This is a genomic window from Streptomyces sp. AK02-01A (genome assembly GCF_033795305.1).
GTDB lineage: Bacteria > Actinomycetota > Actinomycetes > Streptomycetales > Streptomycetaceae > Streptomyces.
The window spans coordinates 1-15,207 of record NZ_JARBAE010000078.1 but is presented as its reverse complement, the minus strand read 5'-3'; the positions used below and the strand labels follow the sequence as shown (position 1 = coordinate 15,207).

6 protein-coding genes and 1 pseudogene are annotated in these 15,207 nt (G+C 69.7%); 2 read left to right on the top strand and 5 right to left on the bottom strand.

The window, feature by feature from the left end:
* From PV679_RS34885 to PV679_RS34870, 4 genes are all read right to left on the bottom strand, one after another.
* Positions 1-3,766, bottom strand: a 3,766-nt coding sequence (locus PV679_RS34885; protein ID WP_319685226.1) for a beta-ketoacyl synthase N-terminal-like domain-containing protein, incomplete at its 3' end; no start/stop codon positions are given.
* A 49-nt stretch (positions 3,767-3,815) separates the two neighbouring features.
* Entirely contained in the window at positions 3,816-9,773 is a 5,958-nt protein-coding gene (locus PV679_RS34880; RefSeq protein ID WP_319685224.1) for an SDR family oxidoreductase, read from the bottom strand.
* Positions 9,774-9,801: 28 nt separating this feature from the next.
* On the bottom strand, positions 9,802-11,385 hold the full coding sequence (locus tag PV679_RS34875) for a PfaD family polyunsaturated fatty acid/polyketide biosynthesis protein (RefSeq protein WP_319685222.1): 1,584 nt from the start codon (positions 11,383-11,385) through the stop codon (positions 9,802-9,804).
* Between the two features lie 79 nt (positions 11,386-11,464).
* Entirely contained in the window at positions 11,465-12,601 is a 1,137-nt protein-coding gene (locus PV679_RS34870) for an SDR family oxidoreductase (protein ID WP_319685220.1), read from the bottom strand.
* Between the two features lie 1,440 nt (positions 12,602-14,041).
* Between PV679_RS34870 and PV679_RS34865 the strand changes: the two are divergent.
* Positions 14,042-14,170 (top strand): annotated as a pseudogene (locus PV679_RS34865) (pyridine nucleotide-disulfide oxidoreductase); the annotation flags it as partial.
* 86 nt (positions 14,171-14,256) lie between these two features.
* Complete coding sequence (locus tag PV679_RS34860) at positions 14,257-14,784, top strand: hypothetical protein (RefSeq protein ID WP_319685218.1); 528 nt, start codon at positions 14,257-14,259, stop codon at positions 14,782-14,784.
* 40 nt (positions 14,785-14,824) lie between these two features.
* Here the strand turns inward: PV679_RS34860 and PV679_RS34855 are convergent.
* Positions 14,825-15,207 (bottom strand): hypothetical protein (locus PV679_RS34855; protein ID WP_319685216.1); only part of this gene is annotated, 383 nt, incomplete at its 5' end.

Sequence of the window (15,207 nt, the reverse complement as noted above, 5' to 3'; positions counted from 1 at the left end):
GGGCTGGGACGTCGGGGACGGTGGGGGCGTGTTCCGCGTCGGCGATGACGGGCGGACCGGTCTCGTACGCCAGAGCCAGGGCCGGGGCCAGTTGAGGGGCTCGCGGCATGATTACCACCGGTTGTCCGACGGAGGGCAAGCTGATCTCCCGGTGTGCGGGCACCTTCATGGTGGGTTCGCCCTTTGCTTGTACGGGTGCCGCCGCCCGGAGTTGTTCGAAGAGAGCGTCCGCGCGGACGGGCACCCCGGCGACGACGAGTTCGGCCACGGCGAGGCACAGCTGCCGCAGTCCCCTGCCCTGCGGGGCGTCGAGCGCGACGGCCACATGGTCGCGGTCGCCCAGGATGCGCTTGATCCATCCGGTGCACAGGCCACGGGGCCCGTGCTCCACGAAAACCCGGACTCCGTCGTCCCATGCCCGCTCGATCGTGCCCGCGAAGTCGATCGTGCCGACGCCCTGCGCGGTGACCGCGTCAGCCGCCCGCTCGGCCGTTGGGGAGTACGAGTCAGTGGTGGCCCCGCTGTAGAACCGCACCCCTGGCACGTCGGTGGTGGGACGGTGGTGGAGGTTCCACCACCGGTCGCGGACCTCGGCCAGTTCGGGGGCGTGCGCGGCCAGGTCGTATTCGATCGGGATGACGTGGGCGGCGCCGAGCCGCGCCATGACGAGGCCACAGGCCCGCGACTCGCCGCCGACCACGCACACGCCTGGGGCGTTGATCGCCATCAGGTGGACCGCGCGTTCGCCCGCGAGTTCGGCGCGGATCCGGTCGACAGGGGCGGTGACCAGGTAGCTCGACCAGCGATCACCCCGTACGCCAAGGCGTTCCCACGCACGGCGTACCGCCCGGAGTTCACCGGTGAGGTCTCTGGTGAAGATGCCGCTCTCCCAAGCTTCCCGCCGGAGGTCCGCGACGTCCCGCCAGGCCCCCAGAGCCACGAGGGCGGCCGACTCACCGGAGGAGTAGCCGATGGCGGCGTCCGGTCTCAGCCCGAGCAGCCCTCGGGTGACTTCGGTGTGTACGGTGGCCAGTTGGGCGGCTTCCCAGATCTGGTCGAACACCAGCGGCTCCGATCCGGGCTTCGGCGGCCGTACGGCGGCTGACCCGAAGGCGCCCGTGGCGGCCTCGCTCACCGAGGGCAGGGCCAGCGTCACTTCGCGGCCCATGCCTGGGTAGGCGGCCGATCCGTTGGTGAACACGAATGCGATCTGTCCCGGTACCGGCAGGTCCCGGTAGAGCACGCCGGGTGGCTTGACGCCGCCATCGGCGAGCCAGCGCCTGGCGGCGTCCCGCTGCGAGGAGAGAGCCTCCTCGGCCACGAAAGCCAGCCGTGCGGGACCGTCCGAGGACTCGGCTCCGGCGTCCAGCGCGGCCTGGACCTCCTGCCGGTCACGGCCGGAGAAGACGTGCAGTCGTGGCGCCGGTCCGGTCATCCAGGGCCCGGCGTCACCGGCCCGCAGCCGGACACTCACCGGGGGTGCTCCCAGCGGCGACACCACGACCGCCGCGGTACGCAGATCCGGATCGGGTTCAGCGCGGCCCCCCACCCTGGGCATCGCGCGATGCCGAAGGGCAGTCGCCGCGACCGCGACCCCCAGCAGTCCCTGAGCGGCATGAGCCCGCCCGAAGAGTCCGGCCGGATCGAACCCGGCCTCCGCGCCGTCACCGACGACCAGATCCGGCCGCGCGGTGGGTTCGTCGTCCAGCAGGGCGAGCACGGTATCCCCGTCCCGGCGGGCGTCCTTGAGGCGCTTCAGGACCACCACTACGGCGGCGTCGCCTGGAGCGGTCTCACGTCCCAGCTCACGCAGTGCCGTCTGGTGGACCGGTTCACAGGACAGGTCCACCGCACCGACGAGCGCGGCGTCGGCCTCGCCGGTTCTGATGGCGCGTGCCGCGATGTCCAGCGCGACCAGGCCGGATGCCTCCTCGGCCGACACCGTGAATCCGGGGCCGCCGAGGTCCAACTGGGTGTTGACGCGGTTGGCCGCGAGGTTGGGCAGGCTTCCGACCACTCGCTCCGAGACCATTGGCGAGGAAAACGCGTCCCGCAACCGGGCGATCAGTTCGGGATCGGTGCGGTGCCCGGTCTCTTCGAGCCACGACGGAACCCGCCAGCGCGCGGCCGCACCGGCGATCTGCACGTCCACGCCCGTTCCGACGAGCACCATGGTTCTCTCACGTGACAGGGCGATGTCCCGTACGGCTTCCCGTGCGGCCTCCAGCACCAGGAGTTGTTGGGGACTGGCGTCTTTCACAGCCAGTGGAGGGAAGCACAGGCCCGGCAGGGCCACGTCGAGTTCCGTCGCCGGTCCGCGCCGCTCGCCGTCGAGCACCGCGCGGCGGAAGTCCTCGGCGTCGGGCCCGTCGCCGACGCGGGCTCCGATGGACACGATCGCCACCGGCTCAGGGGAAACCCGCGGGGTCGGCAACGCCGTTGCCCGGGTGCCGGCGACACCGTCCCATGCGTCGATGATCAGATGAGCGTTGGCGCCGCCGAAGCCGAAGGCGCTGACGGCGGCGCGGCGAAGCCCCTGCCACTGCTCGGACGCGTCCAGTATCCGCAGGGGAGTGCCGCTCAGTTCGGCGAGCGGTTCCTCGGCGCCGAGCGTCGCCGGGCGGATGCCCGCCCGCATCGCGCCGAGCACCTTGAGCAGCCCACTGGCGCCGGCCGGCGCCAGCAGGTGGCCGACATTGGATTTCACAGAACCGATGGGAACGTCGGTGCTGTCCGCGAAGACGCGGGACATGCTGCGTGCTTCCACCGCGTCCCCGACCGGTGTACCCGTCGCGTGGCACTCGACGAGCGAGACGGTTTCCGGTGCGATCCCCGCCATGGCGAAGGCCAGGCGCATCGCCCTCTCCTGGCCTTCCTCCGCCGGACTGAGCAGCCCACGGCCGCGCCCGTCGTTGGACAGCCCGATGCCCCGGATCACCCCGAGAACGGGCACCCGGGCGGCGAGCGCGTCACCCAGCCGCATCAGGGCGACGAATCCGGCGCCCTCGCCGTGCAGCAACCCGTCGGCGTCGCGGTGGAAGGGACGGCTGCGGCTGCTCCGGCTCACCGCGGACAGTCCGCAGAACCCCACGTGCAGAAACAGGTTGTCGACCCGGTTGACCGCTCCGGCCACCATCACGTCCGCCGTGCCGTCGTGCAGGCGGTCGCAGGCCAGCTTGATCGCGTACAACGACGAGGCACAAGCGGCGTCGAGCGCGAACGCCCCCGCCCCGAGCCCCAGTGCCTTGGCCGCGAAGTGCGCGGGAAACCCCGAGGAGAACCGGTTGCGCGCGTCGGGCCTGACCCGCCGTCCCCCGGTCAGCAGGGACGGCGCCCCATCGGACAGCCACACGTGCTCGGCGAAGGCTGAGCCCGCGCTTGTCGGGTAGGACAGGTTTCCGAGCACCAGTCCGGCGCGCGGCAGCGGCCCGTCGTGTCCGGCCTCCCGCAATGCCTGCCGGGTGCCGTGCAGCACCCAGTGGAACAGCGGATCCAGACCCAGGATCTGTTCGGGATCCACGAGAAACCCGTTCGGGTCGAACGCGGTGTCAAAGCCCCGTACGTAACCGCCGACGTCGGTCCAGGAACGGTCGAGGTGATCGTCGACGGTTCCCATGGCCCACCGGTGAGGCAACCGCCACCGGCCGTCCGGAACCGGCGTGAGGCTGCACCGGCCCGCGACGATGTTGTCCCAGAACGTATCCGGGTCGAGTGCGTCGGGGAACACACACCCCCGGCCGACGACGGCGATCGGTTCGAATCCCATACCAGTCCCACTTCACGAACACGGATGGATACCAGCGGCAGAGGGGGGCTCAGGAGGGGCGTCGCACCAGTTCCACGCCGATCAGCTCCACCCTGGGAGTCCCGTCGTGGTCGATGAGCGCCAGATCACACCGCGCCCCCGTCTCGTGCACCTTCCGGGCCCGCACCACGCACCGCACGGTGTCCGTGACCGGGCCGCCCCGGTGTACCCGGCACTCCGCGACCGCCATCGGCAGTGAGGCGTCACCGAGGACGTCTTCGGCCCACAGCAGCGCGAGTTGCAGACCACCGTCGACAACAGCCGAATCCAGGTGCCAGTTGTCACCGCTCCAGCCGAGCTGACGCAGACCGGTCAGGGTGGCCTCCGCTCCCTCGGCGCAGATTCCGTGAACCGAACGGAGGGCCTGGAACCCCGGTCCGTGGAAGAGCACCCGGCCGTCGTAGATCTCGTCGCGCGCCAAGGGGACCAGCCCCTCCGGGGTGTCCCAGCTCTCCCCGCTCGGGGCGCTCGCCTCAAACCCCAGGACTGCCCGGAAGTGCGGCCTGCCGTCCTCACCGAGCAGTTCGGCCTCCAGGTCCGACGGCGCTCCGGCCATCGCGGGACGCCCCTGGAGGGGGAGCCGGTGCCCCTGGGAGTCCAGTTGTCCCAGGGCGACCTTGCTGAACACTCGGAGGTCGCGCAGCACTACGCCGTCGGCGTCCGGCCGCCACGCCTTGGCGGCGCCGGTGAACCAGTCGAGAACCATCGCCACCGGCAGCACCGGCACTCCGTCGATGGCGTGTTCCGCGAGGTAGGGGTGGGTGCGTGAGTGGATCCGCACCTCCGCCTTTCCCGGCTCGGTGACACCGGCCGTCGAACCGAGGCCGTCACCGGCCGCGACGACCACCCTGGTGTCGGCGGCCGGATCACCCAGCTCCGCGGTGAAGGCGGCGGCACCTTGCCAGGTGGGGATCAGAGCGACACCGGCCCGGCCGAAGTGCTCGGCCAGCGCCGGGGTGACCATTCCTCCGCGCCACGGACCCCACGCGATGGAACGCACCAGGCAGCCGGGCCGCCGGACACGTTCGACTGAGGCCACCTGGTTGAGCACCTCGTTGGCCATGGCGTAGTCACTCTGTCCGACGTTGCCGAAGACCGAGGCCACCGAGGAGAACAGGACGATCGTGTCGAGGGGGTCGGCCGCGGTCGCCTTGAGCAGCGCGCGCAAGCCGCCGGCCTTGGTGGCCAGGACCTGGTCGAACTGCTCGTCGGTCTTGTCGGCGATCAGCTTGTCGGCCAGCACTCCCGCACCGTGCACGATCCCGGTGACCGGCCCCCACTCCCGGCGTACTTCATCCAGTACGGACGTCAGCGCCACGCTGTCCCGGACGTCCACCCGCACGTACCGGACCTGGGACCCCGCGCCCTCCAGCGCCGCCAGCGTCGCTCGTACCTCACGCGCCGCCAGGATCCCGCGGGCCTCCGCGGCGACCGCGGCGGGAGAGGTGTCCCCGGGGCGCTGCGCGAGCGTACGGGTGAGCGCCACCTCGTCGGTGGCCGTCGCCAGTCCCTCGGGTTCTGCGGCCGGATCGGTGCGGCCGAGCAGCACGATCCTCGGCCGGTGAGTCCTGGCGAGATCCAGCAGTGCGGCGGCCGTCACCCCGCGCGCGCCACCCGTAGCCACGATCACCGAGTCCGAGCCGATATTCGCGGTCGAGCCGGGCCCCGACGGCGCGGGCACCGCGCTGAGTGTGGTGCGGGTGCCGTCGGCACGGAGTCCGACCTCCGTCGCGGGGCCCCCATTGAGCAACTCGCCGACTATCGCTTCGGCGACGGCGCCGGCGTCGCGTCCTCCGCGCTCGCAGTCGATCGCCTTGACCGAGGCGGCGGGCCACTCCTTGGCCGCGGTCCTGGCCAGCGCGGCGATACCGCCGAGCCATGAACGGTCGGCCTGGCGACCGTCGAGACCGAAGTCACCACCGGTGTCCTGCACCGTGACAAACACCCCACCGTCAGCGGCGAACCGCGTGGCGACCGCACGCGCCAACCGGAAGGCGCCCCGCTGGAGTTCCAGCGCCTCGTCCGGCGAGTCGATCTCCGCGAGGCCGCCGAGGTGTACGACCCCGCGCGTGTCAGGGGCGGGGCTGGTCACGACGGTCGCGCGGATACCGTGGCCGGTCAGTTTGGCGGCCACCAGTTCGGCGGTTCCTGAACCGCCGTCAATCACCGCGAGGGGTCCCTCACCGAGACCGGCCATCGCGAGGCCTGGCGCGGGAGCGTTCAGCGCGCGAACGATGAGCCTGCTCAGCACGACCTGTTCGGCGGGATCCTGGCGTGCGACGGGAGTCTCCGGGACGGCGACGGTGTTGGTGTCCGGAGCCGCGACGGTGTTCTGGACAGGCCTGGGGCTGGTGCTCGTGCCGGTGGTGAACGCGTCGACGATCTCTCGCAGCGAGCGGAGCTTCCCCAACTCGGCGACGTCACCCTCCGGCAGATCACTCACCCGCTCACGCATGGCGGACAGAATCTCCACCCGCTTGATCGAATCCACCCCCAGATCCGACTCCAACTCCATATCTACGTTCAGCATCTCGACCGGATAACCCGTCCTCTCCGCCACCACCGACAACAACAACTCCTCGAACCCCACCGGGACGCTCTCCGGGGGCGCGGCGACCGGTGGCGATGGAGTTACGGGGGTGGATGAGGGAGTGGGGGATACGGAAGGCGCGGGCGACGGAAACACCTCGGGTGCCGCGGCAGGCGGCGGAACCTCATGAGGCAATGCCACCTCGGGCAGTGTGGGCAGTACCGCCGGCGCGGGCGGCATCAGACCCGTAGGAGCAGGCGCGCCACCGTCGCTCTGCGCCCCCAGCATCGCGGCGAAGGTCGTCTCCGTCATGCTCAGAAACGCCATATGACTGTCGATCAGCATGCGATGGACGGCGGCGTGGGCTTCTGCCGTGTGCCGCTGCGCACTCTCGATCATGGAGAACCAGCCGGCATCCGCAGTGGACGGTACGGACACAGCGGCCATGGGAGCCGGCACCGCTGACGGGACAGACACAGCGTTCACCGGCCCTGGAACCACGGGCGATACGGACGTAACAGCCGCAGGCGCGGCGGTGGTCATTGGTATCGACGTATCCGCCACGGGTATGGACACCGGCTGCTGCCGGGGCGGATTCGGTGGGGGCAGCGCGGGGGCCCCGCCCACGGGCGGGTAAGGCTGACCGTAGTTGGCTCCGTTGAGCTGGACAGTCATCTTCGGCTTGCTCTCCTTCGCTGCCGGCTCGGGCGGCGCGTAGGGCGCCCACAGGTCCTCGTAGTCCAGCTCGGTACCACGCACGGCAAGGCGGCCGAGGGCGTCCTGCAAAGTGGTGATTCCGTTGCGTCCGGTACGGTCCAGGTTCACCACCAGATGCTCGCGGTCGCCGAGGGTCTGCCCGACCAGGCCCGTCAGCGTGGCGCCGGCGCCCACCTCGACGAACGTCCGCACCCCTGCGCCATACATCGCCTCGATCTCGTCGCTGAACAGCACCGGCGAGGCCAGGTGATCGGCGATCCTGCGCCGGATCTCCCCGGGTGACGAGGGGTAGGTCGAGGCGTCGGCATTGCCGTACACGTCGATCCGGGGCTCCTCGACCGCCAGTTCGGACAGGAACGCGAACAGCGGTTCGCTCGCCGAGGCGACGACGGGGGAGTGGAAGGCGGTCGCGGTGTTCAGCCGTCGAGTGGTGATGCCGTCCGCGGTGAGTCTCCGCTCGACGGCCTCGACCGCTTCGGTCGCACCGGAGACCACCACCTGGCTCGGAGAGTTGTGGTTGGCCACGCAGACGTCCGGGCCGCTGCCGGTGACGACGGCCTCGACCTGGGCCAGGCTTGCCGTGACGGCCAGCATCACCCCCGGGGTGGTCGCCGCTTCCCGCATCAGCTCACCACGCCTGTGCCCGAGGCGCACCAGGGACTCGGCGTCCAGTACGCCCGCGGCATGCAGGGCCACCAGCTCGCCGAAGCTGTGTCCTGCCACGCAGTCCGCTTCGAGGCCGAGGCCGCGCACCACATCGAGCAGCGCGAGGCTGTGCACCGCCAGCGCGGGCTGCGCGTACTCGGCGGTGGTCAGCAACGCCTCTTGGGCGGCCCGTTCCGCGTCGCTGAAGACCGGCGGCGGAAAGACCAGCCGGTGCAGCGGCCGGTCACCCAACTCGACGCTGCCCAGCCGGTCCCAGATCGCCTGGGCAGCCGGCGACAGCATGGCGACATCGGCCCCCATCCCGACGTACTGGGCTCCCTGGCCCGGGAAGAGGAACGCGATTCTCCCAACGGAGGCCGGCCCGGCGGCGTAGTGGACACCCGTCGGAGTGGTGAATGCCCGGCCGGGCTGCCGCCGGATCAGGGCGGCGGCCTGTGCGACCTTCTCCGACAGGTCGTCGGTGTCCGAGGCGACGACGGCGAGCCGCGCAGCGTCGCTCGCCCGGAACCTCGCTTGGCTCTCCCGTGCGATCTCGGCCAGCGAACGGCCGCTGTCGCCCTTCTGCTCCAGCAGGGAATCGGGCGACGGGCCACTGAACAGCACCAGCTCCGTGGGGGCGGTACGGGTGCGCCACGCCGTACGACCGGCGGACTGCCCTGACGGCGTGTACTCCTCCAGCGTGACGTGGAAGTTGCTGCCGCCGAAGCCGAAGCTGGAGACCGAAGCCCGGCGCGGATGCCCGGCGGACCGCACCCAGGGGCGCGTCCGGGTGTTCACGTAGAAGGGGCTGTCGCCGGTGGCCAGCGCGGGATTGGGACGGTCCACCTTGATCGTCGGAGGCAGCACCTTGTGGTGCAGGGCAAGGACGGCCTTGAGCAGTCCCGTCGCGCCCGCCGCGCACTTGGTGTGACCGATCTGCGATTTGACCGAGCCGATCGCGCACCACTGCCGGTCCTTACGGTCGGACTCGTCGTACACCTGGCGCAGCGCGGCGAACTCCGCGGCGTCCCCGGCGGCGGTTCCGGTGCCGTGCCCCTCCATCAGCTCGACGGTCCCCGGGCCGTAGCCCGCTTCCTCGTAGGTACGCCGCAGGGCCCTGGCTTGTCCCTCGGCCAGCGGCGCGTAGATCGCCGTGCTCTTGCCGTCCGAGGAGGTGCCGATCCCCCGGATCACCGCGTAGACCCGGTCGCCGTCCCTCTCCGCGTCGGCGAGCCGCTTCAGCGCGTACATGGCGATGCCCTCGCCGAGCATCGTGCCGTCAGCCGCGTCGGAGAATGGCCGGCAGTCACCGCTGGGAGACAGCGCGGGCGTCTTGGAGAAGCACATGAACATGCCGATGTCGTTCGCGGTGTCGACGCCACCGCTGATGACCAGGTCGGATCGGCCCAGCGACAGCTCGCTGACGGCGGTGGACAGCGCCGCGAAGGAGCTGGCGCACGCGGCATCCGTGGTGTGGTTGGTGCCGTGCAGATCGAACCTGTTCGAGATCCGCCCGGCGACGACATTGCCGAGCATTCCGGGGAAGGTCGACTCGGTCCAGGGGGTGTAGTGCGCGGTGATGCTGTCGCAGACAGCCTGCGCCTCGGCCTCCGCGATGCCGTTCTCCCGCAGGGCCTTGAGCCACACCGGACGCTGGATCCGCGCGCCCATGTGCCCCATCAGTTCCATCGCGGCCGCGCCCAGGATGACCCCGACCCGGTCACGGTCCGTCCCTGCCAGCCCGCCGGTGTCGGCGAAGACCTGCTCAGCCACCATGAGCGCGAGCAGTTGCGCGGTGTCCGTCGCCGATAACGTGTTCGGCGGGGTACCGAAAGCCAACGGATCGAAACCGACGTCCGGCAGGAACGCTCCCCGGCGGGCGTACGTCTTGTCCGGCGCGGTGGGATCGGGGTCGTAGTAGTCCTCCACCAGCCAGCGGCCGGCCGGGACGTCGGTGATCAGGTCCCTGCCCGCCACCACGGTGCGCCAGTATTCTCCGGCATCCGGCGAGCCGGGCAGCAGTGCGCCGATACCGATCACGGCGATGGGAACCTGCCGGCGGCGAGTGTCTGACATGCTCTCTCTTCCTTGGCGGCCGATGCGGTCAGGCAAGGCGGTACGGCGTGAAGGCGAACGCCGAGGGCGGTACGGGGACGCCGTGGGTGCGAAGCTGGTGGGCGCGGGTGGTCACAGCGGCGCCTTCAAGCAGGTTGAGCGCGATCTGCACCACCGAACGGTTCGCCGGTTCGGCCAGGAAACTGCCCGCGGCCCACCGGTTGAACGCGCCCATCGCCGGACCGCACCAGATCTGGTAGTCGGTGCGTCTGGCCGTGTCCCCGGTGATGGCCCAGCGGCTGGAGTTCCCCAGATACCAACGGAAGACCAGTGCCATACGGTGCTTGGGGTCGGCCTCGGCGCGGGCGATCTCCGCGGGGTCGCGCCGCTGCCAGAACTGCCGGGTCAGTGACCAGACTTCGTCGATCGGGGCGCGCAGTACATCCCGTTCGATCTTGGCGCGCAGCCGCACCGGCAGCTCCTCCAGTGACGGATATCCCCGGTACGCCTCGTAGAGCTGAGCTGCTCTCGGCCCGAACATGGTGCCACGGCGCAGTACTTGGAGCTTGACGCCCAACTCGAACATGTCGGCGGCAGGCGCCATGATCACATCAGCCACGTCCGCGTCGGCCAGCATCGCCTTGGCCTCCTCGGAGATGCCGGCTTCCGTGGCGACCTGGTTCACCGACCCCGTCACGACGTAGGCCGCCCCGAGCGCGAAAGCGGCGGCGACCCCGCCCGGGGTCCCGAGCCCGCCGGCAGCGCCCACCCTGACCGCCCGCGGGTAGCCGAAGCGGCGGGTCAGCTCGTCACGGAGGAGAAGGATTCTCGGCAGCAGCGACCCGAGGGGCCGGTTGTCGGTATGCCCACCGCTGTCGGACTCGACCGTGATGTCCTCGGCGACCGGCACCCGTGCGGCCAGTTCGGCCTGCTCGGCACTGATCTCTCCCCGCTCCACCAGCGGGCGCAGCAGGTCCGGCGGAGCCGGCGAGAGGAACGCCGAAGCGACCTCGGGCTGTGACACCTTGGCGAACAGCCGCGTACGCCGGACGATTTGCCCGTCCGTGTCCTGGCTCAGCCCTGAGGCCGAGCACAAGACCACGGCCGGGGTCAGTCCCATGAAGGCCGACGCCGATATGCAGGGGACGGAGTGCCGCAGCAACAGCCTGGCGACGCGGTACTCCAGTTCGGGCTCGCTCGGGGAGTGGATCAGGTTGACCCCCCAGTTCGACCGGCCCGCCAGCTCGATGGCCAACTCCCGCACCGCGCGCTCGACCTCGGGAAAGCCAAGACCTCCGGCCCCGAAGAATCCGAGCATCTCGGCCCGGGCCATCGCTGTGACCATTCGCGTCGTCGCAATGCCGTTCGCCATCTCCCCTGCCACATAAGGGAAACGGACGCCGTGCGCCTCGCAGAAGGATCTTTCTCCCAGCCATTCGGGATAGAGCGGCGGCAGCGTACCGACAACCTCGCCTGTGGGCCACTGCCCCACCACCAGGCCCAGCTCCCGGCCGGTGGAATCGGCGACGATGTGCAGTTGTTCCCGAATCTGCCGAACGCGGGTCGCGATGTCCTCCGAGGTGAAGCCGGGTGCAGATGTGACGACCGAGCCAGGATGGGCTGAGACGGACACTGGCAGACTCCATCAGGATGTGTATCTTGCGTGAACCAGAATGTGCCTCGATAGCGTTGCGGGCAGCGGGGTTCGCTCATCACCACCGGGAACTGAACGCCGTCGTCTGCTTCTTCGAGCGCACGCCGGCCAGCAGGTAGTCCAGGTCCACTCGGATCCCGGACACCGTCGGCCCGAGCAGAGTGCGCACCCGGGTGTCGTCGAAACGCCGGCGGTGGCTCAGATACGGCGTGAATCCGGGATAGAGGTCCGCCACGGTTTCCAGCGGGGACGGGTCAAGTGGCCTCTTCTCGACCAGCTCCACCCTGATGGGCGCGAGTTGCTCCATCGCCGCGGTCATGGTCGTGGCCGGCACGTCGTGGTCGTGGACGACGTGATACGTGTCGACCTGCCCGGAGGGCTTCCCGCTCGCCAGCCGCACCATGACCCTGGCCGCGTGTTCCACCGGCATCAGGTTCAGGTGCCCGAGGGGATGACCGGGCACGCGCACCACCGGCCGGTTCCCTTCCGGGATACGCGGGCCCCCGAGGCCGATCCCTGGGAGGTCGACCCTGCTCAATGACGCCTGCGCGATCTGATCGATGAACTGCAGCGGATGCTTCGGCAGCTCCGGGTGCGCCGGCAGGTCGGTGACCAGGACACTCGGCCGCAGCACAACGACCGGACGGCCGTGCGCCACTGACCATGCGCGCACAAGGACCTCGGCCTCATACTTGGACTGCTCGTAGCCGTTCTCAAAGCCGTACGCGTCATCCAGTTCGTCCTCGTAGATCACCCCGTCGCGTCGCGCTCCGCCCACGAAGGCGGTTCCGACGTGGTAGACGATCGGTCTCCGGCAGCCGGCGGCAGCCAGCTCCAGCACCTGCCGGGTGCCCTCGACGTTGACGCGGCGGAGCTGCGCCAAGTCACCGTCGAGGTTGATGTCGGCGGCGCTGTGCCAGATCACGTCCAGTTCGTCGGCCAGCCGCTGGAAAACGGCGGTGGGAAGACCCAGCCGCGGCCGTTCCAGATCGGTCTCCACGACCCGGAGTCGGTCGGGCAGCTCCGCGATCAACTCTGCGGGAGCGCCGGTCAGTTCCAGGAACCGGGCGATGCGCTCGAAAGCGTCGCCCGATCCGGCGTGCGCGAGGACGGTCAACGAGTGGTGCCGCCCGAACAGCTCACGAACGAGACGTAACCCGAGGAACCCGGTCGCACCGGTAAGAGCAACGTGCACTTTCGGGGCTCCAAGCCTCAGGGGGACGGGCATCAGGCCGTCGTCTTCGATGAAGCAGGGTGGACACGGCTTCCGCTCGGACCCTTGCAGGACACCCTTGGCCGTGGAGATCCAATGGATCACGAGAGCGTCGCACGTTAATCAGGATCCCTGAAAATCACCCCAATGGTTGGATGGGACAGGTCTTTCACTCGAAAGAGTTAGGGGCCCGACAGGGCTCGGGGCTCACCGCAGCGCCTCCGGCGCCGAGCTGACGTTTCTTCCTGGCGATGATCCTTACGTACGCGAGCTGAGCGTCCGCTTCCGCAAGTCGGCCAGCATGGCGGCCTGCCGGCGGGGGCGGGCAGGGCCGCCTCGACGCGTTTCTGGACGGTGCGCACAGGTTGAGGCCGCTGTGGATGCATACGGTGCACTGGGTGCCGGAGTGCGTTCACCTGGCCCGTCCGAACGGTGAGGCTGCGTCGTCGCGAGCCGGCCTCCACCGGTGGAGGCCGACTCGACAGGCCATGCCCGCTGCGGGGGCTTCTCCGCGCGTGATGCACGTTATCCAAGGCCCGCTGCGCGAGGGACTCACTGGTGGATTCGTCCAGAGCCCGAATGGGGCGCTGTGGCCTTCCTGGATCTTGTCCTGCCATCGTCCGAGCCAGTCCCGAGCCTGCCCAATCCGGTTGACTCGCAAGTGCACGGCAGCGGCCAGTCCCCGGATTACCGAGTTGGAGGTCGGCAGCGGGTTCCGCCGCGCGCACCCAGACCGGGCCGGGCTTTGTCCGGCGACGCAGGCGATCGGCGTGGAGGTCGTGCTGTCCACAGGGACCCCAGGCACGCTTTCGGGCTCCTGAGGTCCACGGCGATCCGGACTGTCCCCGCTGGATGCCACAGTCCGCCATGGCAGTAGCGGCATCTGTCGCTTCCCCCGAGGAAGCTGCTGGTGAAGACCTCACTTGCTCCATGGAGCCCCGACTCCACCGGAAAAAGCCGACGTCTGACGCAGAAGTGCCCTCTCGTCGGCCGACACGCTACAAATCTTCTTCGCCTTGCACATCGCGCGGAGAGCATGCTCTTTCGCATTCGCGATTTCATAACGGCTTGGGCTGGAGTGACTCAGGTCACCGGATCCGTGTCTCGTCTTTTCGGGAACCGCATCCGTCTGAGCGGTCGCGCAAGTGCGGCTGGATCCGCCACCACCAGATGGGGCACGCGGAGGGCCCGCCCACACCCCGAGAGGTCTGGACAACAAAGAAACCCCGGGCCGCTGGCCTGGGGCGTTCTGCTGGAGCGGGTGACGAGAATCGAACTCGCGCTCTGAGCTTGGGAATCACCCGGCACTTGAGCATGCGTACAGCCCCTGAACTGCGACAACGCTTGCCGAGGACCTTCTGTCGGGTGCCTCTGGCTCGCCCTTGTTGACCGTGTTTTACCGCCCCTACTGGCACGTTGTGGCACGTTCCCACCCACGGCACCCAAGCCGTCGGCGAGCCTCGTCTCCACCTCGTCGGCTACGACGACTGGACCGGCCCCGGCTCCGCCACCCTCATTGGCGTCGGCCGCCCCGCCCGCGACGCCGTACGCGCGGATCGCCGACCTCCTCCGCTGACAGAGGCATCCGCGTGCACCTTAGGTGTATCGGTGTCAGACCAGGGGCGTACGTTCGCGGCATGGACATGGGAGACGCTCCGGCGTGGGTGGGAGCAGGTCTGGGGCTGGCGGCCTTCATCGTCAGCCTGAGATCGGTGAAGCACAGCAAGCGTGCGGCTGACGCTGCCGAAGGTTCGGCTACCGCTGCTGAGCAGTCGGTGGTCGAGACGCGTCGTTCGAGCGATGCCGCGGAGAGGTCGGCGGCAGCGGCCGAGGAGACTCTTGCCGACCAGCGGCGCGAGGTGGCCGAGCGGCGCAGGCAAGAGGAAGAGGCCAGCCGGCCGCGTGCGAAGTTCCGTATCGAGCACCGCAGCAGGGCCGTCTGGGAGCTGATCAACTACGGGACGGCCCGTGCAGAGAACGTTTGCTGTCTCGACGCACCCGGCGCTCGGGACGAATGGCCGACCAGCCTCTCCGTGGCAGCGGGGGACGTGTACCCCTTCATGATGGTCGGGTCCATGGCGGAGCCCATTCCCTCTGTTCTTCGTGTCGTCTGGGAGGGCCAGGACGAACCGGTGCCGCTGCGCGTCCCGCCGCGTCTCGGGTAAGCGTCGGCCGAACCCCGTAGGGGCGGTGCGGCCGGACAGCTCAGCCCTGGTTGCCGAGCGGCATGTGCAGGGCCTCTCGGCGGATGCGTACCGCGATGGCCTGGGCCTCACGGGCCCGGTCGGCGGCTTCACCCGCCACGTGCTCGGGAACGGGCTTCGGGTTGCCGCGCTCGTCCAGGAGAAAGCCCGCCTTGTGCGGCAGGGGGCGCACCCACGCCCCGTCGTAGCAGTCCTGCCACGAGAACGAGTGACCGCTCGGCGGGCAGACGAAGTCCGCGCGGACGGTGGCCAGTAGGTCGTGGATGGCTTCCGAATCCGGCCCACCTAGCCTCGGGCTTTCGTGAGGGGTGCTGTCCGGCAGGTGGTCGAGAAAGCAGAAAGTGCCTCTGAGCTGCAACGATAGGACTTGCTGAGGGTCCTGTA